At 73.4% G+C, this 23382-nt stretch carries 18 protein-coding genes; 3 read left to right on the forward strand and 15 right to left on the reverse strand.

What is annotated here, in order from left to right; all coding sequences use genetic code 11:
- Positions 1–13: 13 nt before the first annotated feature.
- Entirely contained in the window at positions 14–1591 is a 1578-nt protein-coding gene (locus I003_RS0119305) for an aldehyde dehydrogenase (NADP(+)) (protein WP_037721171.1), read from the reverse strand.
- 107 nt (positions 1592–1698) lie between these two features.
- Here I003_RS0119305 and I003_RS0119310 point away from each other — a divergent pair, with 107 nt between their 5' ends.
- Positions 1699–2472 (forward strand): IclR family transcriptional regulator, encoded by a 774-nt coding sequence (locus I003_RS0119310; RefSeq protein ID WP_027773006.1) that lies wholly within the window; start codon positions 1699–1701, stop codon positions 2470–2472.
- A gap of 56 nt (positions 2473–2528) precedes the next feature.
- Here I003_RS0119310 and I003_RS0119315 read toward each other — a convergent pair whose 3' ends face one another.
- The 12 genes from I003_RS0119315 to I003_RS0119370 all read right to left on the reverse strand — a co-directional run bounded on the left by I003_RS0119315 (position 2529) and on the right by I003_RS0119370 (position 16291).
- On the reverse strand, positions 2529–3977 hold the full coding sequence (locus tag I003_RS0119315; protein WP_027773007.1) for an NCS2 family permease: 1449 nt from the start codon (positions 3975–3977) through the stop codon (positions 2529–2531).
- Between the two features lie 91 nt (positions 3978–4068).
- The gene (locus tag I003_RS0119320; RefSeq protein ID WP_027773008.1) at positions 4069–5268 is read right to left on the reverse strand and encodes an alpha/beta hydrolase family protein; all 1200 of its coding nucleotides are present in this window, start codon (positions 5266–5268) and stop codon (positions 4069–4071) included.
- Entirely contained in the window at positions 5265–6566 is a 1302-nt protein-coding gene (locus I003_RS0119325; RefSeq protein WP_027773009.1) for a pectate lyase family protein, read from the reverse strand. The genes I003_RS0119320 and I003_RS0119325 overlap by 4 nt, the downstream gene beginning before the upstream one ends.
- A 115-nt stretch (positions 6567–6681) precedes the next feature.
- Positions 6682–8007, reverse strand: a complete 1326-nt coding sequence (locus I003_RS0119330; RefSeq protein ID WP_027773010.1) for an ABC transporter substrate-binding protein — start codon at positions 8005–8007, stop codon at positions 6682–6684.
- Positions 8008–8140: 133 nt separating this feature from the next.
- Complete coding sequence (locus I003_RS0119335) at positions 8141–9007, reverse strand: DUF6807 domain-containing protein (RefSeq protein WP_027773011.1); 867 nt, start codon at positions 9005–9007, stop codon at positions 8141–8143.
- Complete coding sequence (locus I003_RS0119340) at positions 9004–10218, reverse strand: Gfo/Idh/MocA family oxidoreductase (protein WP_027773012.1); 1215 nt, start codon at positions 10216–10218, stop codon at positions 9004–9006. Before I003_RS0119340 ends, I003_RS0119335 begins: the two co-directional genes overlap by 4 nt.
- Positions 10215–11123 (reverse strand): carbohydrate ABC transporter permease, encoded by a 909-nt coding sequence (locus I003_RS0119345; protein ID WP_027773013.1) that lies wholly within the window; start codon positions 11121–11123, stop codon positions 10215–10217. The genes I003_RS0119340 and I003_RS0119345 overlap by 4 nt, the downstream gene beginning before the upstream one ends.
- Positions 11120–12070, reverse strand: coding sequence for a carbohydrate ABC transporter permease (locus tag I003_RS0119350; RefSeq protein ID WP_027773014.1), 951 nt, complete (start codon positions 12068–12070; stop codon positions 11120–11122). Before I003_RS0119350 ends, I003_RS0119345 begins: the two co-directional genes overlap by 4 nt.
- Before the next feature lie 101 nt (positions 12071–12171).
- Positions 12172–13911, reverse strand: coding sequence for an L-arabinonate dehydratase (gene araD, locus I003_RS0119355; RefSeq protein ID WP_027773015.1), 1740 nt, complete (start codon positions 13909–13911; stop codon positions 12172–12174).
- Positions 13908–14804: a dihydrodipicolinate synthase family protein gene (locus tag I003_RS0119360; protein WP_027773016.1), complete on the reverse strand. Its 897-nt coding sequence runs from the start codon at positions 14802–14804 to the stop codon at positions 13908–13910. Before I003_RS0119360 ends, araD begins: the two co-directional genes overlap by 4 nt.
- Before the next feature lie 65 nt (positions 14805–14869).
- A complete protein-coding gene (locus I003_RS0119365) occupies positions 14870–15502 on the reverse strand; it encodes a GntR family transcriptional regulator (protein WP_027773017.1) in 633 nt (210 codons plus the stop codon).
- 186 nt (positions 15503–15688) lie between these two features.
- Positions 15689–16291, reverse strand: coding sequence for a TetR/AcrR family transcriptional regulator (locus I003_RS0119370; RefSeq protein WP_027773018.1), 603 nt, complete (start codon positions 16289–16291; stop codon positions 15689–15691).
- Positions 16292–16381: 90 nt separating this feature from the next.
- On the opposite strand from I003_RS0119370, the gene I003_RS0119375 reads away from it, so the two are divergent.
- Positions 16382–17338, forward strand: coding sequence for a DMT family transporter (locus tag I003_RS0119375; protein WP_027773019.1), 957 nt, complete (start codon positions 16382–16384; stop codon positions 17336–17338).
- 16 nt (positions 17339–17354) lie between these two features.
- A complete protein-coding gene (locus I003_RS0119380) occupies positions 17355–18713 on the forward strand; it encodes a TerD family protein (protein ID WP_027773020.1) in 1359 nt (452 codons plus the stop codon).
- Between the two features lie 79 nt (positions 18714–18792).
- On the opposite strand, the gene I003_RS0119385 is transcribed toward I003_RS0119380, so the two are convergent.
- A complete protein-coding gene (locus I003_RS0119385) occupies positions 18793–19836 on the reverse strand; it encodes a 3-keto-disaccharide hydrolase (RefSeq protein WP_027773021.1) in 1044 nt (347 codons plus the stop codon).
- Between the two features lie 315 nt (positions 19837–20151).
- On the reverse strand, positions 20152–22521 hold the full coding sequence (locus I003_RS0119390; protein WP_027773022.1) for a PQQ-dependent sugar dehydrogenase: 2370 nt from the start codon (positions 22519–22521) through the stop codon (positions 20152–20154).
- Between the last annotated feature and the right edge of the window lie 861 nt (positions 22522–23382).

The raw sequence follows: 23382 nt of genomic DNA on the forward strand, positions 1-23382 counted from the left end.
CCCGCGCCGTACGTCAGCTCTCCCGGACGCCGTCCACCGTGCGGGGCACACCCGCGGGGTTGTCCTCGCGCAGTTCGGCGGGCAGCAGTGCCCGGGGCGCGTTCTGGTACGCCACCGGGCGCAGCCAGCGCTCGATCGCCGTGCCGCCGACGGAGGTCGAGGTCGACGTCGTCGCCGGGTACGGGCCGCCGTGCTGCTGCGCGGGGGCGACGGCGACGCCCGTGGGCCAGCCGTCGATGAGGATCCGCCCGGCGAGGGGCGTCAGTTCGGCCAGCAGCCGCGCCGCGCCGCCGTCCCCGTCCGCGGTCCCCGCCTCTTCCTCCGCCTCCGCGGCGCCCAGGTGGGCGGTCGCCGTGAGGCTGCCCGGCACCCGGGCCAGCACCTCGGAGACCTGCGCCACGTCCTCGTACCGCACGAGGACGGTCACGGGCCCGAAGCACTCCTCCAGCAGCAGGTCGTACTCGCCGCCGCCCGCGAGGCGTTCGGCGTCGACGCTGAGGAAGCCGCCGCTGACGGTGTGCTCGCCGCCCGCGCCCGGCGTCAGCGGGCTCTGCACGCCTTCGAGCGCGGCGCGCTCGCGTACGCCCGCGACGAAGGCGTCCCGCATCCGGTGGTCGAGCATGACGCCCGCCTCGGTCTCGCTGACCGCCGCCGTGAGCGACGTGACGAGCCGGTCGCCGGCCTCGCCCGCAGGGACCAGGACCAGCCCCGGCTTGGTGCAGAACTGCCCGACGCCCAGCGTCATCGACGCCGCGAGCCCGGCGCCGATCTCCTCGGCCCGCTCCCCGGCCGCCGCCGCGCTGACGACGACGGGGTTCAGGCTGCCCAGCTCGCCGTGGAACGGGATGGGCCGGGGCCGCGCGGCGGCGGCGTCGAACAGGGCCCGTCCGCCGCGGACCGAGCCGGTGAACCCGGCGGCGGCGACGAGCGGATGGCGCACCAGCTCCACGCCGGCGTCGAAGCCGTGGAGGACCGAGACGACCTCCTGCGGCAGCCCGGCCTCCTCGGCCGCCCGGTGCAGCAGCGCCACGGAAAGCTCGGAGGTGCCGGGGTGGTCGGGGTGGGCCTTGACCACGACGGGGCAGCCGGCGGCGAGCGCGCTGGCGGTGTCGCCGCCGGGAACGGAGAAGGCGAGGGGGAAGTTCGAGGCGGAGTAGACGGCGACGACGCCCAGCGGCACCTTCCAGCGGCGCAGGTCGGGCCGCGGCGGGGCGAGGGTCGCGTCGGCGTGGTCGATGCGCACGTCGAGGAAGTCACCGGCCTCGGCGATGTCGGCGAAGGCGCGCAACTGGTAGGTCGTGCGGGTGAGTTCGCCGCTGAGCCGGCCGGGCCCGAGGGCGGTCTCGGCGTCGGCGCACTCGACGACCTTGTCGACGTGCTGGTCGAAGAGATCGGCCGCGGCCCGCAGCAACCGGGCGCGCTGCGCGCGTTCGGCGAGCGCCGGGGCGGCGGCGTGCGCGGCGCGTACGGTCTTGTCGACCTCCTGGGGGGTCGCCTCGGTGGCGACCTGCTCCCGGCGGTTACCGGTGCGGGGATCGACGCTCCAGACTGGTGCGGACAACTGAGATGTCTCCGTTCCTCTTGCACACATGGCGGACGGTGCCCGACGATACCGGTGGTTCGGTATTCTGAACGCCGTCTCTATACATGAATCTTTTCTCGGATTTTTACGCTGCGGCAGCAGAGAGGTCAAGCGCCATGGGGGTCGCCGACGCCGGTGGGGGTGGACAGGTCAAGTCTGCCGTTCGCACCGTGGAACTGCTCGAGTATTTCGCGGCCAGGCCCGGAATGCACAGCCTCGGTGATGTCCAGCAAGCCGTCGGCTACCCCAAGTCCAGCCTTTATATGCTCCTTCGTACGCTCACGGAGCTGGGCTGGGTGGAGACCGACGCGACCGGCACACGGTACGGGATCGGGGTGCGGGCGCTGCTCGTCGGTACGTCGTACATCGACGGTGACGAGGTCGTCACCGCCGCCCGGCCCACCCTCGACCGGCTCGCGGACGACACCACGGAGACCATCCACCTGGCCCGGCTGGACGGCGTGAACATCGTCTATCTCGCCACCCGCCAGTCGCAGCACTACCTGCGGCCGTTCACCCGCGTCGGCCGCCGGCTCCCGGCGCACGCGACGGCGCTGGGCAAGGCGCTGCTCGCGACGTACCCCGACGAGGAGATCCGCAAGCTGTTGCCGGATTCGCTGGCCCCGCTGACCGAGCACACGGTCACGGACCGGGAGCGGCTGATCGAGGAGCTGCACGGGGTGCGCGAGCGCGGATACGCCCTGGACCGGGAGGAGTCGACGCTCGGGCTGCGCTGCCTCGGGGTCGCGGTCCCCTACCGGACGCCGGCCCGGGACGCGATCAGTTGCTCGGTGCCGGTGGCGCGGCTCACGCCGGCGCACGAGCAGGGCATCCGCGACGCGCTGCTCGACGCCCGCGACCGCCTGACGCTGGCGACGCGGCATCTCTGAGGCGGGACGCCGCCGGCTCCCTTCTCCTGCCGACGCCGTCCCGCCTGCGAAGGGCCTCACACCCCGAGCAGGTCCTCGATCGGCTCGATCGCGAAGTAGATCACGAACAGCACCGACACCGCCCACATCAGCGGGTGCACCTTCCGGGCCCTGCCCATGACGCTCTGGAGAAGCGCGTAGGCGATGAAGCCGGCCCCCAGGCCGTTGGTGATGGAGTACGTGAAGGGCATCACGGCGATCGTGAGGAAGGCGGGGACGGCGATCTCGTAGCGGGTCCAGTCGACATGGCGTACCTGCGTCATCAGCAGGAAGCCGACCGCGATGAGGGCGGGGGCCGCGGCCTGGGAGGGGACGACCAGGGCGAGGGGGGTGAAGAAGAGGGCCAGGGCGAAGAGTCCGCCGGTGACGAGGTTGGCCAGGCCGGTGCGGGCGCCTTCGCCGACGCCCGCGGCCGACTCGATATAGCTGGTGTTGGAGGAGCCTGAGGCGGCGCCGCCGAAGACGGTGCCCAGGCCGTCGACGAAGAGGAGCCGGCCCAGACGGGGGACGCGGCCCTGCTCGTCGAGGAGCCCGGCCTCGCTGGTGACGCCGACGGCGGTGCCCATGGTGTCGAAGAAGTCGGTGAGGAACAGCGTGAAGACGAGCAGCACCACGGTCACTGCGCTGACCTCGTCGAACGCCCCGAAGAAGCTGAACTCCCCGAGCAGCCCGAAGTCCGGCGCCTCGACCACGTCGCCGGGCCAGTCCGGGACCGTCAGGCCCCACGCCTCGTCGGCGATGTCCGCAAGCGAGTTGAGGACGATGGCCACCACCGTCATCGCCAGGATGCTGATGAGGATGGCGCCCTTCACGCCCCGCGCGAGAAGCGACACGGTGAGCAGCACACCGGCGCAGAACACGACGACCGGCCAGCCGCTCAGCGTCCCGGTGCCGCCGAGCTGCAGCGGCACGGTGGTGCCGGCGGCGTCGGGGATGCGGGTGGCGAAGCCGGCGTCGACGAAGCCGATGAGCGCGATGAACATCCCGATGCCCACGCTGATCGCCACCTTCAGCGGCTGCGGGATGGCGTTCATGACGGCCTCCCGCACGCCGGTGGCGGCGAGCAGACAGACGACGATGCCCTCCAGCACGATGAGTCCCATCGCGTCGGGCCAGGTCATCAGGGGGGCGATCTGGTACGCGACGACGGCGTTGATCCCGAGTCCGGCGGCCAGCGCGAGCGGGAGGTTGGCGGTCACCCCCATGAGCACGGTCATCACGGCGGCGACGAGGGCGGTGACGGTGACGAGTTGGCCGAAGTCGAGCTGGTTGCCGTATTTGTCCTCAGCGCCACTGAGGATGATCGGGTTGAGCACGAGGATGTACGCCATCGTGAAGAAGGTGGCGAGCCCGCCGCGTATCTCACGCCCGGCTGTCGAGCCGCGCTCGCGGATCCGGAAGAAACTCTCCAGGCGCGCCGAACCCGGCGCCGGAGAAGGGGACTTGTCGGCAATCTGGTCGGACACGGGGTACTCCTGAGCGGCGACGGGGACGGTTGCCGTGAGCACGGCAGGTGGCATTGTGCCTGCTGGGCCGCCTGATCAGGTTGAGCTTGTGTTACACCTCAGCGGCGGAGCCGTACAGCACGGCGGCCAGCCACCGGAAGACCTCGTCCTGCAACGGGACCGCGAAAGCGTGGCCGTGCCCCGGCCACACGCGCGTGTGAAGCCGGTCGCCGGCGCCGGCGGCACCCCAGACGTCGCGCAGCCTCCCGTACGCCGCGCGCACCCCGGCGGTCGTGAAGTGCGGGTCGAGGCCCCCGTGGAAGAAGAGCATCGGGCGCGGCGCGGCGATGCTCGCGACATCGGGGAAGTCGAGGTGGCGGGCCAGGCCCGGGTGCAGCAGGTGGTACGCGGACTGACCGCGCAGCGCGTCGCCGCCCGGGGCGGTGAGGTCCTTCACCCCGGTCATCCAGCACACGCAGGCCGCCGCCGCGACGTCGTCGCTGAGTGCGGCCAGTTGCCAGGCGCGGAAGCCGCCCAGGGAGAAGCCGGCGGCGGCGATCCGCCGCGCGTCGACGCGGGCGAGGCTCGCGAGGAAGCCGGCCGCGCGCACGTCCTCGCGGGCGGTGAGCCCCGCCAGCGAGGCGCCGAGGTGGAAGACGGAACTGGCCAGCGCCTGCTGCCCGGCGTACGCGAGCGGGCCGCGGTCGCCCCAGCCGAGCGCGTCGACGGCCAGGACCACGTGGCCCCGGGCGGCCAGCTCGTCGCCGATGAACCGGCCGCCGTAGCACCGCCGCACCCACCGGAGCGCCTCCGGCAGCCGCTCCTCAGCGTCGTACCAGGGCGCGACCACCTTCTCCTTGCCGATACCGAACGTCGCGCCGTGGTCGTGCAGGACAAGCACCGCCGGGAACGGTCCGGGGCCGGACGGCGTCAGCAGCACGCCGCGCACGCGGGCGTAGCGGGTGAGGGTGAAGGTGACGGTTTCGCGGGCGTAGGCGCGCACGCCGGGCACGGCCGGGGAACGGTCAGCGAACTCCGGGTCGTACGGGATCTCGCCGGGGTCGTCCGCCGGGGCGAGGAGGTGGGCCTCGACCGTGGCGCGGGCGGCGCGCCGCCAGACGTCGACGTCGCGGAGGGGCGACGTGCCCCAGGCGAGCGGGAAGGTCAGCTCGTCCCGGAGCCGCCGGTGGAACGCGGGCAGACACCCGTCGACGATTCCGGCGGGGCCGGGGGCGGCGGCCGGGGCATCCGCGCCGCCGCCCGCGCCCGGGGCGGCCCGCCCCGGGTCCCCCGGCTCCGCCGGGCCCGTCAGCGGATCCTCCCCGCTCCCGCGCGCGGCGGCACCACGTGGGGCACCTCCCGCGGGTGGTCGACCCGGGTGCGCAGCGTCGGCCGCCAGCCCGCGTCCCGTTGCAGCGGCGTCTCGGGGAACTCCGCGTTGTGGGCCGCGACCAGGTCGGCCGGGGCGCCGTTGACGTGGTTGTGCTCCGCCGTCACCGGCGCCTCGCTCCACTTCTTCAGGATCCGGCCCGGACTCACCCCGTCGGCGAGCCGGAAGGCGTTCTTCTCCGCCACCAGCCGGGACTCGAAGCCGATACCGAAGGAGTACGCGTACGACTCGCCGGCCTCGCCGGTGATCACGTAGTGGTTGTTGTACGCGTCGACCTGCCCGAACCGCACCCGTGGCGCCCGCTCCCCGACGCCCCGGAACAGGTTGTGGTGCAGCGTGACCCGTAGCCGGCCGCGGTCGGTGTCGCCCGCCCCGTCGCTGTTGCCGATCATCAGGGTCTTGGCGTGCTCCTCGAAGACGTTCCAGGAGACGGTGACGAGGTCGGCGCCGCGGACGATGTCCAGTTCGCCGTCGTGCTGCTGGTACAGCTCACCGTAGTGGCGCGGCAGGGAGCTGTCCGGGTGGCGGCCGTCGGTGAAGGTGTTGTGGTCCAGCCAGACGTGCGTGGAGTTGTGGACGACGGCCGCGTCGTACTCGGAGTTCCAGGCGCCGCGTTCGCCGTCGGTGGGATCCCACTGCGGGAAGCAGTCGAGCGGGCTCTCCACCGTGAGGTTGCGGACGATGACGTTGTCGGCGTCCTTGATCTGCAGGCTGGCGCCGGTGATGCCGGCGTTCTCGCCCACGCCGACGACGGTGGTGTCCGACGGGATGTACACCTTGACGGCCTCGTCCTGGTTGGCGGCGGAGGCTGCGCGGGCGTCCTCCTGGGGGCCGCTGACGGGGGTGTCGTAACCCCAGACGGCGGGGTCGTAGTCAGCGAGGTACGTGTCGAAGTCGTAGCCCGGGGCCTCGAAGGAGGCGCAGCCGTCGGCGTTGGCGTCGATCGTGCCGGCCACCTTGATGATCTGCGGCGCGCCGCCGCCGGCCGCGAGTGCGGCGCGGAACTCGTCCCAGGTGCGGACGGTGTGGACGTGCTCCGGGTCGGCGGCGGCGCCGCCCGTGGTGCCGCCCGCGGCCCAGGCCCAGCCGTCGCCGGCGGGGAGGGTGCCGCGGGCGGGGTCGTGCTCGCGGTCGGGGGCGGCCCCGGCCGCCGCGGTCGTGCTCAGCAAGGCTGCGCAGCACGCGAGCGCCCCGGCCGCGTGACGTGTCCGTTGACCCATGGTGCGGCTCCTTCACAGACCTGGTACGAGCGATGAGGATGAGGGCCGGCGGCGGTGCACGACGCGACCGTGTGCAGCCGCCGCCGGCCCGGCTGGGGAGAACCCGGCGCTGCGCCTACTGCTGCTCCTGCCATTCGGCCTGAGCCTCGTTGAGCTGCTCGGCCATCCCGTCCAGAAACTCCTTCGCGCTCATCTCGCCGAGGAGGACCTTCTGGAAGGCGGGCTCGTTGTCCGTCTTGCTGATGTTGTTCCAGTCGGGCAGGTGGTACGGGAGCTGCACGATCGTCGTGCTGCCGTCGGTCAGCGACGCGAAGGCGCTGTTCTCCCGCGCCGACTCCTTGATCCAGGTGTCCTGCGACGCCTCGGTGTTGGCGGGGATCTGCGCGGCCGACTCGTTCCACTTGCTGTTGGACTCGTGACCGGCGGCGAACTCGATGAACTTCCAGGCGGCGGCCTTGTTGTCGCTGGACTTGAAGAGCCCCAGACCGTCCACCGGGTTGGAGACCTGCACCCGCTTCCCGCCCGGCCCGGTCGGCTGCGGCAGCCCGGCGAACGCGCCCTCGCCCAGCGCCTTCAGGTGGTCCTGGTACGAGCCGAGGTTGTGGCTCAGCATCCCGATGTCGCCGTTGTCGAACTGCGCGACCATCTTCACGAAGTCGTTGTTCACGTCCGCCTCGGGCGTGACCTTCTTGTACAGCCCGGCGTACTTCTCCAGCGCCGCGACGTTCTCCGGCGCGTTGACCGTCGTCTCGTCGCCCTCCCAGAACTCGGTGATGCCGGACTGCCCGTACATCGCGTCCAGCGCCTGGGCGATGGAGCCTTCGCCGCCGCGGATGGTGTAGCCGAAGGCGTTGTTCTCCTTGTCGGTCAGCTTCTCCGCCGCGTCGTAGAAGCCGTCCCAGGTGGTCGGGGCGTCGAGCCCGGCGTCCTCGAAGAGGTCGGTGCGGTACCACAGCGTGCCGTTGTTGGCGGAGGCCGGCACGGAGTACATCTCCTCTCCGCGTCCGCCCGCGGCCTTGACGCTCTCGGTCATGCTCTCGGCCAGCACGCTCTTCAGCGGGCTGTCCGCTATCCGGTCGCCGACGGGCGCCAGCGCGTCCTGCGCGACCATGTTGGCGAGGTACGAGGTGCTGACGCCGCCGACGTCCGGCAGCCCGCCGCCGGCGATGGCGGTGTCGTACTTCGACTGCACGTCGTTGATCGGGATCGGCACGTACTCGACGTCGATGTCGGGGTTCTCCGCCTCGAAGTCCTCGATGATCGTCTTCCAGATCGGCGTGCGCACCCCGCCGTTGTTGTCCCAGAAGGTGATCGTGCCCGTGCCCTTCCCCTCGCTGCCGCCGCCGCTGCTGCCGTCGTCGCCGCACGCGGCCGCGGTGAGGGTGAGCGCGCTCGCCAGGCACACGGCGGCGGCCGCTCTGATCGGTGTGGTCATGGTCATGTGTCGGCTCTTTTCGGTGAGGGATCAGCGGGTCGTTCGTGAGGCGGAACCGGTCGAATCGCGCCGTCCCGGCGTCGTCGGAACCGGGCCGCGGGGCCGTCGCCGCGGTCGGCGACCCGGAGGGAGTCGTCCATCACGCCACCGCCCTGCGCGCCAGCGCCGCCGCGGCGGCGCGGTCCAGCCGGCCGTCGGCCACGGCCGTGACGACCCGCCTCGTCAGGCTCTCCCCCGGCGCCAGCGGCACCCGCGCCGACCAGGCCAGCGCCGAGCCGACGCCGGGGTAGCCCCGGGTGCGTACGAACCAGGGGTCGCGGCGCGTGGCGTCGGTGGCGCCGGCGAAGACGAGCGTCCAGGCGTCCGACGCCAGCGCCAGCCACGGTGCCGGCATCCCGTGCACCGCGTCCTCGCCCTCGGCCGCCGCCGTGAAGACCCGCGGCGGCCGTTCCGTCCGCGGCGCCCGCCAGAAGTAGCCGCCGTAACCGGCGCCGGGGCGGCCGTTGGTGGCGGGGCTGCCGAACGAGACCGGCGCGCCGGAGACGTTGGTCAGCGCGAACGACACGCCCAGCGCCCACGCCCCGTCGCCCGCCGGGGCGACCGCGACGGCGCGGCGCTCGCGCAGCACCTCGGCGCCGGCGGCGTACCAGCTCAGCTCCTCGACGAAGCCGTCCGGGTCGCGCAGCAGCCAGCCGGCGTGCCGCTGCTCGCCGTGGTTGTCCAGCTCGACGGGGCCCCGGTCGCGGACGAAGGTGCGCCCGCCCCAGAAGTTCGCGCCCGCGACGTCGGGGACGGCGATGCTGACGCCGAGGTGGTGCGGGTGGTCGCCGGGCATCAGCTCGGTCACCGGCACCCCGGCCAGGGTGGTGAGCGGGTGCAGGTACGGGCGGGGGGACAGCCGGCGGGCGAGGTGCGGGCGGTGGACGTAGCGGCCGACACGGCGCCCTGCGCAGCTCAGCAGGGTGGCGGCGTCGGTGCCGGTGCGGTTGCGGGAAGGGGAGGTCACGCGTGGCTCACCTCGCTTCCGGCCGCCCAGGGGGCGCCGAGTTCGGAGTAGAGGGCCAGCCGCTCGGCGCCGGCGGCGACGAGCGCGTCGATGCCGGGCACCACGCGCCGTGCCGCCGGCGGGGCGGCGGCGGACGGCGGTGCGGTGCCGGCCGGTGCGGTGCGCCACACGGCGGCGGGCAGCGGTACGGGGTCGGGCGCGGTGCGTACGGCCTCGACCACGCGCATGAACGCGCCGCCGTCCGCGACGGGCGCGAGCAGCGGCGTGCCGTCGCCGAGGTGGTCGAGGAGGTTGCCGAGGAGATCGGTCCTGGGGTACGTGATCTCCTCCGGACCGTGCCCGGCACGCTGGAGCAGGACGCGGTCCTCCTTGTACCAGAACGTGATCCGGCCGGTGGCGCCGTGCACCATCACGTACGGCTCGCCCGCCCGTTCGGCGCACAGGGTGACGGCGGCGGTGATGCCGGTGCCGCGGGCGGTGGTCAGCCGCAGGCAGGAGGTGTCGTCGGCCTCGATGTCGTGGGCGCGGTACAACTCCAGCTCGATGCCGGAGACCTCGGCCGCCCGCACGGTGCCGTCCACCGCGAGGGCGGTGGCGACGGCGTGCGCGAGCGGGTTGGTCAGCACCCCGTCGACCACGTCGACGCCGTCGAGCCGGCGCCGCCCGGTCCAGGGCGCGCGGCGGAAGTACGCCTCGTCGCGCACCCACGCGCCCGCCGCGCCGATGCCGCGCAGCGGGCCGATGGCCCCCGCGGCGACGAGCGTGCGGATGGCGGGCAGGGCGTGCGAGCCGAGGGACTGGAAGCCGATCTGGCAGGCGATGCCCGCGGAACGGCAGGCCGCCTCGATGCGCTCGTACAGCGCGAACGACGCCGCGGGCGGCTTCTCCAGCAGCAGGTGCACGCCGTACGCGGCGGCCACCACGGCGAAGTCGGCGTGGGTGGGGATGGGCGTGGAGACGACGGCCAGCCGGGCGCCGGTGCGCTCCAGCAGCGCGCCGAAGTCGGCGCTCTGCGCGACGGGTTCGCCGGCGAACTCGTCGGCGGTCAGCGGGCGTGTCTCGCAGACGCCGACAAGTGCGACCCGGCGCGACCGCTCCAGCCTGCGGATGTTCTCCAGGTGCCGGCGCCCGTGCCCGCGGGCCCCGGCCAGCACGACGGGCACGGGAGCGGGAGCGGAGCCGGGGATACGGCGTCCGTTGCGGGTCGTCATCCCTTCACCGCCCCCGCGCTGAAACCGGTGATCAGCCACCGCTGGATGAACGCGAAGACGATCACCACCGGCACCGCCGCGATCACTCCGCCCGCGGCCAGCGCGCCGAGGTCGACGCTGTCGGCGCCGATGAGCGTGTGGAGACCGACGGGGATGGTCTGCTTGTCCTGCTCGCTGAGGAACATCAGCGCGAAGAGGAAGTGGTTCCAGCTGTGCACGAACGCGAAGGAGCCGACGGCGATCAGCCCCGGCCGCAGCAGCGGCAGCACCACCGCGCAGAACGCGCGGAAGCGACCGCAGCCGTCGACCCAGGCGGCCTCCTCCAGGGCGTACGGCACGTTCTTGATGAACGTGCTGATGAGGATCAGCGACAACGGGAGCTGGAAGACCGTCTCGGCGACGACCACGCTGCCCAGCGAGTTGATCATCTGCAGGCTGCGGAAGATCTCGAAGAGCGGGACCAGCATCAGCGCGCCGGGGATGAACTGCGAGCACAGCAGCCCGAGCAGGAACAGCTTCTTGATCCGGAAGTCGAAGCGGGCCAGCGCGTAGCCGCCGGCGAGCGCGACGCCGGTCGTCATCACCAGCGTGGCGGCGCCGACGAGCATGCTGTTCTGGAAGAAGGTGGCGAAGCTGCGCTCGGTCCACACCTTGTCGAAGTGCTCGAACGTCATCGGCCACGGCACCAGCGACGTGGAGCCCGCGGGGCGCACCGCGAAGAGCAGCATCCAGTAGAACGGGATGAGCGTGAAGAGCAGGTAGAGCCCGAGCGGTACCCATATCTGCCAGCGCGGTACCTCGTCGTACGCCCGCCGCCTGCGCAGCCGCCGGCGGCGGGCCGGCGGGGCGGGCGCGTCGCCGCGGGCGCGCGGGGGCGCGGCGAGCGCGGTCGGAGCGGTGCTCATCGGTTGTCGCCTCCGAACTTGCTCAGACGCAGGTAGAGGATCGAGCAGAAGAGGAGGATCACGAACGCGACGGTCGTCAGCGCCGAGGCGTAGCCGAAGTCGTGGCCGTGGATGCCGGTGTTGGCGACGTACAGCGGGAGGGTGGTCGTCACGCCCGCGGGGCCGCCGCCGGTGAGGGTGTAGAGGAGGTCGACGTTGTTGAACTCCCACACCGCACGCAGGAGCGTCGACAGGATGACGGCGTCCCGCAGATGGGGCAGGGTGATGTGCACGAACTGCCGCAGCCGTCCGGCGCCGTCGACCGCCGCGGCCTCGTACAGGTCCTTCGGCACGGACTGGAGGTCGGCGAGGATGAGGATGGCGAAGAAGGGCACGCCGCGCCAGAGTTCGGCCAGGACCGCGGCCCAGAAGACGGTGCCGGTGTCGGAGAGCACCGAGGTGCCGTACGAGCCGATGCCGGCGTCGGCGAGGTAGCGGCTGACGCCGGTGGCGGGGTTGTAGAGCAGCATCCAGATCGTCGTGGTCAGGACGCCGGAGACGGCCCACGGCGAGAACACCAGCGCGCGGGCGAACGCGCGGCCCACGAACGTCTGGTTGACGATCAGCGCGAGGGCGAGGCCGAAGGCGAGCTGGAGGCCGACCTCGACGACGACCCACTTGGCGCTGAAGGCCAGGGAGTCCCAGAACAGCGGGTCGTCGGTGAGCAGCGTGGTGAAGTTCTCCATCCCCGCGAAGCCGTCGCGCCAGGGCTTGGTGACGTTGTAGTGCTGCAGGCTGTAGTAGAAGACGCTGACCATCGGGTACGCGATGAAGCCCAGCATCAGCAGCCCCGCGGGGGCGATCAGCAGATACGGAAGGCGCCGGGAGCCCCCGCGCCGGCCTCCCCCGCGCCGGTTCTCCGCGCGCCGCCGGGACTTTCCCGGCGGCTGCGCCACGGCTTGGGCCATGTCTGCTCCTATCGGTGCCGTCGAAGCGCTTCGCGAACGTCGTGCGGTGAGTCGGGCAAGCTCTGGCGGGATCGGTCAGGGGTGGTGCAGAACCGGGGCGGTCAGCCCGCGTAGGGCTCGGGCACCCGGCCCGTGCGGGCCAGGAAGGCGAAGTCGCAGCCGGTGTCGGCCTGCGTGATCTGGTCGGCGTACAGGGCGCCGTAGCCGCGCTCGTAGCGCGGGGGCGGCGGCGTCCAGGCGGCCCGGCGGCGGGCCAGTTCCGCGTCCGCGACCTCCAGCCGCAGGGTGCGCGCCGCGACGTCCAGGGTGATGAGGTCGCCGTTCTCGACGAGCGCCAGGGGCCCGCCGACGTACGCCTCGGGGGCGACGTGCAGCACGCAGGCGCCGTAACTCGTGCCGCTCATCCGGGCGTCGGAGATCCGCACCATGTCGCGTACGCCCTGCTTGAGCAGGTAGGCGGGGATGGGCAGCATCCCGTACTCCGGCATGCCGGGGCCGCCCAGCGGACCCGCGTTGCGCAGCACCAGCACGTGGTCGGCGGTCAGCGCGAGCGCCGGATCGTCGATGGTGTCCTGCAGCGCCCGGTAGTCGTCGAAGACGGCGGCGGGGCCGGTGTGCGCGAGCAGCCGGGGCTCGGCGGCGACGTGCTTGATGACCGCGCCGTCGGGGCAGAGGTTGCCGCGCAGGACGGCCACGCCGCCCTCGCCGGCGACGGGGTTGTCGCGGGGGCGGATCACCTCCTCGTCGTGGACGCGGGCACCGGCGAGCCGGTCGCGCAGCGGGCCGGTGACGGTGGGGCGGTCGAGGTGCAGCACGTCGGTGAGGCGGGAGAGCAGCGCGGGCAGCCCTCCTGCGAAGTGGAAGTCCTCCATCAGGAACCGGCCGCCGGGCCGCACGTCGGCGAGCACCGGCACGGTGCGCGCGATCCGGTCGAAGTCGGCGGGGGCCAGGGCGACGCGGGAGCGGCCGGCCATGGCGATCAGGTGGATGACGGCGTTGGTGGAGCCGCCGAGGGCGAGGACGGTGGCGGCGGCGTCGTCGTACGCCTCGCGCGTGAGGATCCGCGCGGGGGTCAGGTCCTCCCGCACCATCCCGACGATCCGCGAGCCCGCCGCCGCGGCCATCCGCTCGTGCCCGGAGTCGACGGCGGGGATCGAGGAGGCGCCGGGCAGGGTCATGCCGAGCGCCTCGGCGGCGGCGGTCATGGTGGAGGCGGTGCCCATGGTCATGCAGTGGCCGGGCGAGCGGGCGAGTCCGCACTCCAGCTCGGCCAGCTCGCAGTCGCCGATGAGCCCGGCGCGGTGGTCGTCCCAGTACTTCCACATGTCCGTGCCGGAGCCGAGGACTTCGCGGCGCCACCGGCCGGGCAGCATCGGCCCGGAGGGAACGAAGAGGGCCGGCAGGCCGGCGCTGGCGGCGCCCATGAGCAGCGCGGGCGTGGTCTTGTCGCAGCCGCCCATGAGCACCGCGCCGTCGACCGGGTAGGAGCGCAGCAGCTCCTCGGTCTCCATGGCGAGGAGGTTGCGGTAGAGCATGGGCGTGGGCTTCTGGAAGGTCTCCGACAGGGTGGCGACGGGGAACTCCAGCGGGAAGCCGCCGGCCTGCCAGACGCCGCGCTTGACGGCCTGCGCGCGCTCGCGCAGGTGGGCGTGGCAGGGGTTGATGTCGGACCAGGTGTTGAGGATGGCGACGACGGGCTTGCCGAGGTGTTCCTCGGGCAGGTAGCCGAGCTGCCGGGTACGGGCACGGTGGCTGAAGGAGCGCAGTCCGGCGGCGACTCCGTCCCCGTACCAGCGGTGGCTGCGCAACGCGCGCTCCGGACCGCGCGCTTCGCCGGTCATATCCCCCACCCCCGGACGAGCTGCGCCACCCGCTCCCGCACCGGCTCCGGCAGCAGCCGGCCCGGCGGGCGCACGTCGCGGCGGGCCAGGCCCAGTGCGGCCAGGGCCTCCTTGACGACGGAGACGTTGTCGGCGGAGGCGTCCGCGGCGCGCAGCTCCTCGAACGGGCGGATCTGCTCCCAGACCCGCATGGCCGCGGGGTAGTCGGCGGTGCGCAGCGCCTCCAGCATCGCGAGCGACACCTTCGGCGCGACGTTGACCAGGCCGGAGGTGAAGCCGGTGGCGCCGCACGCCCAGTAGGCGGGCGCGTACAGCTCGGCGAGCCCGGCGACCCAGACGAACCGCTCGGTCCCGGCGTCGCGCGTGAACGCGGCGAAGCGGGCGGCGTCGGGGACGGAGTACTTGACGCCGACGACGTTGGGGCACAGCTCGCCCAGCCGGGCCAGCCGGGTGCCGTCGAGGCGGTCGCTGCGGATGTACGGCACGACGCCCAGCCCGGGGACGGCCTCGGCGATGGCGCGGTGGTAGTCGACCCAGCCGCTCTGCGAGACGTACGGGTGCACGGGCTGGTGCACCATCACCATCTCGGCGCCGGCGTCCCCGGCGTGCCGGGCGGCCTCGACGGCGGTGGGCAGGTCGTGGCCGACGCCGACGATGACCGCGGCCTCGCCGCGGACTTCGGCGACGGTCAGCTCGGTGACGCGGCGGCGCTCGGCGGGGTCCAGGGAGTAGTACTCGCCGGTGTTGCCGTTGGGGGTGACGGTCCGTACGCCGCCGTCGAGGAGGCGGCGCAGCAGCGCGCGGTAGCTGTCCTCGTCGATGGCGCCGGCCGCGTCGAAGGGCGTGACGGGGATGGCGACGGCCTCGGCGAGCGCGAGCCTGAGGTGGTCCATGGGGCCGGCCTTCCTGTCGGGTGCGTCGGGGCGGTCCGGGGCGGCGGATCCGTGCGGGGCGGCGGTCATGCGGGAAACGCCCGGGCGAGGAACGAGGCGATGTGGTCGTGCAGCGCGGCACCCGCGGCCTGCGCGTCGCCGGCGGCGGCGAGCCGGAGGATGTCCCGGTGTTCGTCGGCCTCGCGCTCCCAGGAGGGGTTGGCGGACCAGGCGACGGTGGAGACCAGCGCGGCCTGGTCGCGCAGGTCGTCGAGCATCCGGCTGAGCAGCGGGTTGCCGCAGGGCAGGTACAGGGCGCGGTGGAAGTCGCGGTTGGCGAGACTGCGGTCGGCGGCGTCGGGCGCGGACTCGGCGCGCGCGAGGGCCTCTTCGGCGGCCTGGAGAGACGCATCGAGCGCGACGGTGCGGCGCAGCGCCTCGGGTTCGAGCAGCAGCCGCACGTCGTAGACCTCGCGGGCCATGGTGGCGTCCACGGTGCGCACGGTGGCGCCCTTGTACTGGCTCATCACCACGAGTCCGGAGCCGGCCAGCGTCTTGAGCGCCTCGCGCACCGGGGTCTTGGAGACCCCGAACTGCGCGGCGAGGTCGGCCTCGACGAGCGGCTGCCCGGGGGTGAGCTTGCCGGTGAGGATGGCGTGCTTGATCGCTTCCTGCACGTACTGCGTGCGGGAGGGGATCGGGCCTGGAGCGAAGGTCATGGCCGCCCTTGGTATCTCAGGTATCGCGTCTCATATATGACGTACGAAGTACGACGCGCTGAAAGTAGGGCGGCACGGAGGGCTCGTCAATGGGTGCGACGGCACGACTTTCGCACCGCCGGAAGGGGGTTGGGCCGGCGCCGGCGGGAAGACACCTCCGCCGGCGGGGGGTTGACCTGGCAGAACTCAGGCGGTGCAGCCGGCGCGCAGCAGCGCGGCCTCGGCGAGCCGCCGGGAGACGGTGGCGGGGTCGGGCACGGCGGACAGCCCGTAGAGCACGGTCGCGCCCTCGTGGATCAGCAGCAGCTCGTCGGCGAGCAGACCGGGGTCGCCGGCGCCGGCCCGCTCGCACAGCTCGCGCAGATAGCCGCGCAGCCAGTGCTTCTGGTCGGCGATGACCTGGCGCCCGGCGTGCCCGGTGTCGGGCAGCTCGGCGGCGGCGTTGACGAAGCTGCACCCGCGCGGGGACTGCCCGCCCATCCAGGTGCCGAGCGCGTCGAAGGTGGCGAGGATCCGGTCGCAGGCGGTGCCGCCCGCGGCGACGCGCTCGACCTCGGCGGGCAGCCAGGTGCGCCAGCGCTCGTCGCGCCGGCGCAGGTAGGCCGCCACGAGGGCCTCCTTGGAGCCGTAGCGGTCGTAGATCGTCTTCTTCGTCACGCCCGCGCGGCGGGCGATCAGGTCCACGCCCACGGCCGTGATGCCGCGGTGGTAGAAGAGCGTCTCCGCGGCGTCGAGGATCCTCAGCGCCGCGGGCGTGAGCCGCGGCTGCACCACCGTCTCCGCCGCCATCTGCGAACCACCTCCGCCGAAGAGTATACCGACCTGTTTAGTACACTGGCCAAACCGAGTAACCCGATCGGTTTAATTCTGGAGGTCAGCATGGGCGTCACGGCCGTCTCCGCCGGTCTGGTCGCCTTCTGGAGCTCCGGCTTCATCGGCGCCGAGCTCGGCACCCGCGAGGCCGCTGCCGACACCCTGCTCATGTGGCGCTTCCTCGCCGCGGCGGCGCTCTTCTGCGGCGGCTGGCTGCTGCTGCGCCGCCGCCTGCTCCCCCGCCGGGCCCTGGGCGAGCAGGCCGCCATCGGCGCCCTGTCGCAGGGCGGCTATCTGGGTGCCATCGTCTGGGCCGTCGGCCTCGGCGTTCCCGCCGGCAGCGCGGCGCTGATCGCCGCGCTGCAGCCGCTGGCCGCCGGCGCGCTGGCCGGGCCGCTGCTCGGCGAGACGGTGACCAGGCGGCAGTGGGCGGGACTGGCGGTGGGGCTCGCGGGCGTGGCCCTCGTCGTACGGGACGACCTCGGCGGCGCCGGCGCGGCGCCGCCCTGGGCGTACGCGCTGCCCTTCGCCGGCATGGCCGCGCTGCTCGGCGCCAGCGTCCTGGAGCGCCGGGCCCGCTCGCCGCTGCCCCCGGTGGACGCGGTGCCCGTGCACGTGCTGGTGAGCGCCGTGCTCTTCGGCGCGGTCGCGCTGGCCGGCGGCCGGGGCACGCCACCCGCGGGCGGCGGCTTCTGGCTGGCGGTGGCGTGGGTGGTGGTGCTGTCCACGGCCGGCGGGTACGGCTTCTACTGGCTGAGCCTGCGCCGCAGCGGCGTCACCGTGACGAGCGCGCTGATGTATCTGACGCCGCCGGTCACGGCGCTCTGGGCGTACGCGATGTTCGGCGAGGCGCCCGGCCCGGTGGCGGTGGCCGGGATGGGCGTCGCGGCGGCCGGGGTGGCGGCGGCGACCCTGGGCACGGGAGCCGCGGCGCGGCCGGCCGGCGGCCGGGGGCGCCGCGGCTCCCGGACGGTCCCCGTCCGGCGGACACGGGAGGAACCGCGGACCGGGGCCGTTCGTTAGCCGGGGCATGACTGCGATGACCCCTGGCTCGAACCTACCGCTCAGCGCCGCCCGGGTGGCCGTGGACGTCACCGCGCCGGTGCGGCTCGACGTCTCGGGCCTCCTGCTCAACGCCTCCGGCAAGGTGCGCTCCGACGACGACTTCGTCTTCTACAACCAGCCCTCGGGTCCCGGCGTGACGCACCAGTCGGCGGGCGCCGGCGACACCATCACGGTGGACACCGCCGGTGTGCCCGCGGACATCGAGAAGGTCGTGGTCACCGCCAGTCTGGACAGCGGGACGTTCGCGGGGACCGAGCCGACGGCGACGGTCCGGGACGCGGCCTCCGGCGCGGTCATCGCCACGTTCACACCGCCGCAGTTGACGAGCGAGACGGCGCTCGTCGTCGTGGAGGTCTACCGGCGCAACGGCGCGTGGAAGGTCCGCGCCGTCGGCCAGGGGTACGCGAACGGGCTCGCCGGCATCGCCACCGACTTCGGCGTCAGCGTCGACGAGCCGGCGGCCACACCCGCCCAGGCCGCGCCCGCCGCCGCACCCCCGCCGCCGGCCGCCCCCGCCCCGCCCCAAGCACCCGCGGCCCCGCAGGCCCCGGCAGCGCCGCAGCCGCCCGCCGCACCGGTGCCCGGCTCCATGCCCCCGCCGCCCCCCGGCCAGTGGGGCGCCCCCGCCGCGCCGCCCCCCGCCCCCCCGGCACCCGGCGCGCCCGCCCCCGGCGGCTTCGGCCCGCCCCCGGCCGCCGCCCCGCAGCAGCCGGGCCCGCCGCCGCCCGCCGCGCAGCCCGGGAAGATCAACCTGGACAAGGGCCGCGTCAACCTCCAGAAGAACCAGACGGTTTCCCTGGTCAAGGGCGGCCGTCCGCTGCTGACCACGGTGAAGATGGGCCTGGGCTGGGAGCCCGCCTACGGCGGTGGCCGCCGCCGCGCCAAGTCCATCGACCTGGACGCCTCCGTCATCGCGTACGGCCCCCAGCGCAACAAGATCGACAACTGCTTCTTCGGCAAGCTCCAGATCCTCAACGGCGCCATCCAGCACTCCGGCGACAACCTGACCGGCGAGGGCGCGGGCGACGACGAGGTCATCACCGTCCACCTCGGCGGCCTGCCGCCGGACGTCACCGGCCTGGTCTTCACGGTCAACTCCTTCTCCGGCCAGAAGTTCACCGACGTCGCCAAGGCGTACTGCCGCCTGATGGACGGGCAGACCGGCGAGGAACTGGTCCGCTTCGACCTCACCTCGTCCGAGCCTCGCACGGGCGTTCTCATGGCGAAGTTCATCAAGCAGTTCAGCGGTGAGTGGGAGATGACCGCCCTCGGCGAGTACGTCGACTCGCGCACCGTGAAGGGCATGGTCAAGCCCGCCGCGGCGGCCCTCTAGCGCCCGCCCGCTTGTCGCGCAGGGCGGCGGGGCCGGGTTCGTGTGACCCGGCCCCGCCGCCCTGTCGTGCGCCTTCCCGCTACGCCAGGTCGCGCACCCGGACGTTGCGGAACTCCAGGGCCGACTCCGCGTCGTGGTTCTGCAGGCCGATGTAGCCCTCGGCGAACTGCCGGCCGCTGGTGCCCGGGTCGTCCGGGCGGCCCGGGAAGGGCAGACCGGGCTTGTTCTCGAACTCGTTGATGACCTCGCCGTTGCGGATCACCGTGTACTGCTGGCCGACCACCCGGATCTCCAGGTCGTTCCACACGCCCTTGTCGGTGGGCTTCGCGGCGGCGAGGTCGAGGTCGGCGAAGCCGTAGACCGAGCCGGTCTTGCGCGGATCGTTGCCGGAGGTCTCGGGCGAGTCGTTGATCTGGATCTCGTGCCCGCAGTTGACGGCCACCCACGCCGGATCGTCCGTCAGGCACTCCGGGTGGGCCGCCGGGTCCACTCCCGGGAAGCGGACCAGGACGCCGCTGTTGGAGCGGTTCTCGTCCGCCCGCTCGTCGCGGAACTGCAGCCGCAGCGAGAAGTCGCCGAACTCCTCCTTCTCGTACCAGAGCATGCCGAGCCCGTCGGTGGCCGGCTCCGGGCCGGTGACCATCGAGCCGTCGTCGTTCAGCTCGAAGCCGCGCCCGCCGACGTAGCCCCAGTCGTCGAACGACTCCCGGCTGCCGTCGAAGATCACCTCGTACGGCGCGGGCCCGTGCTTCCCGCCGATGCCGGACTGCGCCGCCGTCAGGACCAGCCGCGCGTACTCCGCGGGGCCGATGACGTCGGCGCGCAGCAGGGAGCGGGACACCTTCTCGGTGTGCTTCACGAACGCGCCCCGGCTCTGCCAGGAGCGCTCGTCGTCGATGAGGTCGTTGACCGTGCAGCCGCCCCCGGCGGCGCGGTTGGGCACGCCGCTGTCGTCGTCCAGGAAGCGGACGGTGGGGCGGGCGTCGGGGGCGGCGCATGTCTTGTCGCCCGCGGGTGCCGGCGCGGTGTCCCCGGCGGCGACCGCGGTCGGGGCGAGCAGTCCCCCGGCGAGGGTGGCGGCGGCCAGGGCGGTGCCGGCGAGCGGAAGGCTCGTACGACGCATGGTGTGGCTCCTCGGGTGGTGTGGTCGGGCGTACGGGTCAAGGGGCCGTGGGGGGATGCGGTGCTACGGCGCGGAAGGCGCCCGCGGCCGGGCCGCGGACGCGGCCCCGGGCGCGCCGCGCGCTGCCTGCACAGCGCACGGCTGCCGGTCGTGGCCCGCCGGCGCGGGGTGATGCGCGCCGGCGGGCGGATACGTGCGGTCTTCCCCGCCGCGCCGCCCGCCGGTGCTCCCCTCGGGGCGCCGGCGGCGGTGCGGTATCGGCCCGTGGCCTCGGGTCTGCCCGGCGGATCGTCGAGCCCGATCCGCCGGGGGACCCTAGCCGCGGCCGAGGTGGAAGCTGTCCAGCCTGAACTCCCCTCCGGTGAAGACCAGATACAGCGACGTCGTCCCGTCGGGCGCGTCCGTCACCTCAGCGCTCACCTCGCTCCAGCCGCTCTCGGTGCCCACCGGGGCGGTGGCGAGCACCGGCCCGTCGGGCGCGCCCGCACGCAGCTCCACGGCGCCGTCGGTGCTGCCGGCGGCGTCGACCCGGGCGGTCAGGTCGGTGGTGCCGCCCAGCGCGTACGGCTCGAAGGCGATCCAGCCGCCGCTCCCGCCGGTGACGGCCCGGCCGCCCTCGGCGCCGCTCGCGTCGCCGGCCTCGGCGCCCTCCGCGCTGTCGAAGTGCTCGGCCTGGCGGTGCGCGGGCTGGAGCTTGTGCTCGGCGCTGGCGTTCAGCGCAGGCACGCCGGCCGTGGCGCCGCCGCCGTCGGTGTAGCGGGCGCGGATGAGGCCGAAGAGGTTGGCGTGGTCGTCGTGCCGGTCCTCCTCGAAGGTCTCGATGGTGCCGGTGCAGCCCTCCTCGAAGGTCATCGGGTGGCCGTGGGTGTCGTGGCCGAGCGCGTAGTCGACGCGCACCCGGGAGCAGTCGATCTCACCGTCCTCGGCGTCGGTGACCGCCACCTCGAACGGGATGGCGTCGCCGTACTCGAAGACCGTGCCGTCGGCGGGCAGCTTCAGCTCCACCTCGGGCGGGGTGTTGCCGGCGACGACGCGGACGGCGGAGGTGCCGGTGTTGCCGTCCGGGTCGGTGACGGTGAGGACGGCGGAGTACTGGCCGTCCTTGTGGTAGTTGTGCTTCGGGTTCTTCTTGTCGGAGGTCTTGCCGTCACCGAAGTCCCAGCGGTAACGGAGCTGGTCGCTGTCCTCGTCGGCGGTGCCGGCCGAGGAGAACGCGACCTTCAGCGGAGCGTGCCCGGTGGTCGCGTCGGAGGAGGCCACGGGCACGGGGGCGAAGCCCTGGGCGGCGCTCTGGATGCGGTAGAGGGCCGAGTTCTGGTCGCCGTTGAAGAAGCCGGTGCCGTAGTCGAGGAAGTACAGCGCCCCGTCCGGCCCGAACTCCATGTCCATGATCTTGCTGCCGGACGAGAAGTCCTCGATGGCGCCGACACCGCCGTCCTCGCCCACACCGATGGTCTTGATCCACTCGCGGCCCTGCTCACCGGCGAAGAACAGCCCGTCGTAGCGCTCGGGGAGCTGGAGCCGGGAGTCGAGGTCCGGGTCGTGGTGGAAGACCGGGCCGGCCATCGGGGACTCCGAGCCGTCGCCGAACTCCGGGATGGAGTCGCCGTCGTAGGCGATCCAGGCGGACTGGGCCGGGGGCAGCTCGGTCAGGCCGGTGTTGCGCGGCGACTCGTTGCGGGGTGCGGCGCAGTCGAACGCCTCGCCGGACTCGCCGGTGGCGAAGTCGTAGTCGATGTAGGCGTCGTTCTCGCCGTGGCAGTACGGCCAGCCGAAGTTGCCGGCCTCGGTGATGCGGTTGAACTCCACCTGGCCGCCGGGCCCGCGCGCCGGGTCGGCCGCGCCGGAGTCGGGGCCGTAGTCGCCGACGTAGACGGTGTCGGTCGCCTTGTCGACGCTCATCCGGAACGGGTTGCGGAAGCCCATGGCGTAGATCTCGGGCCGGGTCTTCTCGGTACCGGGCGCGAAGAGGTTGCCGTCCGGGACGGTGTATGAGCCGTCGGCGGGGTCGACCTTGATGCGCAGGATCTTGCCACGCAGGTCGTTGGTGTTGCCCGCGGAGCGCTGCCCGTCGAAGGACGGGTTGCGGGTCTCGCGCTCGTCGATGGGCGTGTAGCCGTCGGAGGAGAAGGGGTCGGTGTCATCGCCGGTGGACAGCAGCAGGTTGCCCTCGCTGTCGAAGGCGATGTCGCCGCCGTTGTGGCAGCACCGGCCGCGGTCGGTGGTGACCTCCAGCACGGTCTTCTCGCTGCCCAGGTCCAGGGTGCCGTCCTGGTTCAGGGTGAAGCGCGACAGGCGGTTGACGCCCGTGTACGCCTCGAAGTCGGCGGGCTCGCCGTCGCTGGGCGCGATGCCGTGGGGGGTGCCCATGACGGGCGCGTAGTAGAGGTAGACGGCGCGGTTGTTCTCGAAGTCCGGGTCCACGCCGACGCCCTGGAGGCCGTCCTCGTCGTGCGGGTAGACGGGCAGTTGGGCGGCGACGCGGGTGCCGCCCGCGGCGCCGGTGTGCCAGAGGGTGCCGTCGCGCGAGGTGTGCAGCACGGCGCCGTCGGGGAGCACGGCGAGCGCCATCGGCTCGCCGACCTGGTCCACGCCCTTGGCGAGGGTGACCTGTTGCAGATCGGGGGCGGCGGGTCCGTCCTGGGCCGCCGCCGGCGGCTCGTGCGCGGCGCCGGCGGCGGCCATGCCGGGGGCGAGGCCGCTGCCGAGGAGCAGGGCTCCCGCGAAAGCCGCCAGCGCGGTGCGGAGCCTCGGTCGTGTCCTGTTCACGTTGCGTCCTCCCGTGGGAGACGGGTGCGGGGCATCGTTTCGCGACATACCTGACATGCGTGACTGGTGTGCGGACTTGTGACTGGTGTGCAGACGGGCACGCGCCGCCGTCAGGACCGTAACCGCTTTCATCCCTGCCGAAAAGAGCTTTGGCAGGAACCGGAGTCGACTTCATCCCGACCTAGGACAAAGCCCAGTTGGGAGCACATGAGAACGCCCGGCCTCGCATGAGGGCTCGGTGGGGGCGCAGGGGAACCGGCTTCGGCGGTAGCCGGAGGGGAACCGGCTCCGGCGGTAACCGGAGGGAACCAGCGGTAGCCGAAGGGGAACCAGCTCCGGCGGCAACCGGAGGGAACCAGCCCTAGCCGGAGGGGAACCGGCTCCGGCGGTAACCGGAGGGAAACGGCTCCGGCGGTAACGGGTCAGCTTGATCGGCCAGTGCCGCATGGCGGCCGTGCGACCACGAGGGACGGGGTGGCCATCACCCCCTCACGCCCGCCCAAGGGTATGCGCCCGCTCTGACAGTGAGCCCGGGTCACGTCGCCGGCGTCTGGCCGGCGGGGTGGGCGGGGCGGGTGCGGGGGTACGCGCCCGGGGTGGACGGTGGTTCGCCGAGTGGGCCGGTGTGCGGGGGTACGTGCCGGGGTGGGGGTTGGCGCGTGGGGTGGGCCGGTGTGCGGGGTGCCCCTGTCGGGGTGGGACCCCGCCCGTGACGGAGACGGGTGCGGGGGCGCCCGCGTCGGGGTGGGACCCCGCCCGTGACGGAGACGGGTGCGG

Source organism: Streptomyces sp. CNQ329 (assembly GCF_000482585.1).

Bases quoted from the DNA above. Each gene is read 5' to 3' on its own strand.
- I003_RS0119305 (WP_037721171.1), bottom strand. From the start codon at position 1,591: ATGTGTGCAAGAGGAACGGAGACATCTCAGTTGTCCGCACCAGTCTGG.
- I003_RS0119310 (WP_027773006.1), top strand. From the start codon at position 1,699: ATGGGGGTCGCCGACGCCGGTGGGGGTGGACAGGTCAAGTCTGCCGTT.
- I003_RS0119325 (WP_027773009.1), bottom strand. From the start codon at position 6,566: ATGGGTCAACGGACACGTCACGCGGCCGGGGCGCTCGCGTGCTGCGCA.
- I003_RS0119330 (WP_027773010.1), bottom strand. From the start codon at position 8,007: ATGACCATGACCACACCGATCAGAGCGGCCGCCGCCGTGTGCCTGGCG.
- I003_RS0119340 (WP_027773012.1), bottom strand. From the start codon at position 10,218: ATGACGACCCGCAACGGACGCCGTATCCCCGGCTCCGCTCCCGCTCCC.
- I003_RS0119345 (WP_027773013.1), bottom strand. From the start codon at position 11,123: ATGAGCACCGCTCCGACCGCGCTCGCCGCGCCCCCGCGCGCCCGCGGC.
- I003_RS0119350 (WP_027773014.1), bottom strand. From the start codon at position 12,070: ATGGCCCAAGCCGTGGCGCAGCCGCCGGGAAAGTCCCGGCGGCGCGCG.
- araD (WP_027773015.1), bottom strand. From the start codon at position 13,911: ATGACCGGCGAAGCGCGCGGTCCGGAGCGCGCGTTGCGCAGCCACCGC.
- I003_RS0119360 (WP_027773016.1), bottom strand. From the start codon at position 14,804: ATGGACCACCTCAGGCTCGCGCTCGCCGAGGCCGTCGCCATCCCCGTC.
- I003_RS0119365 (WP_027773017.1), bottom strand. From the start codon at position 15,502: ATGACCTTCGCTCCAGGCCCGATCCCCTCCCGCACGCAGTACGTGCAG.
- I003_RS0119370 (WP_027773018.1), bottom strand. From the start codon at position 16,291: ATGGCGGCGGAGACGGTGGTGCAGCCGCGGCTCACGCCCGCGGCGCTG.
- I003_RS0119375 (WP_027773019.1), top strand. From the start codon at position 16,382: ATGGGCGTCACGGCCGTCTCCGCCGGTCTGGTCGCCTTCTGGAGCTCC.
- I003_RS0119380 (WP_027773020.1), top strand. From the start codon at position 17,355: ATGACCCCTGGCTCGAACCTACCGCTCAGCGCCGCCCGGGTGGCCGTG.
- I003_RS0119385 (WP_027773021.1), bottom strand. From the start codon at position 19,836: ATGCGTCGTACGAGCCTTCCGCTCGCCGGCACCGCCCTGGCCGCCGCC.
- I003_RS0119390 (WP_027773022.1), bottom strand. From the start codon at position 22,521: ATGGCCGCCGCCGGCGCCGCGCACGAGCCGCCGGCGGCGGCCCAGGAC.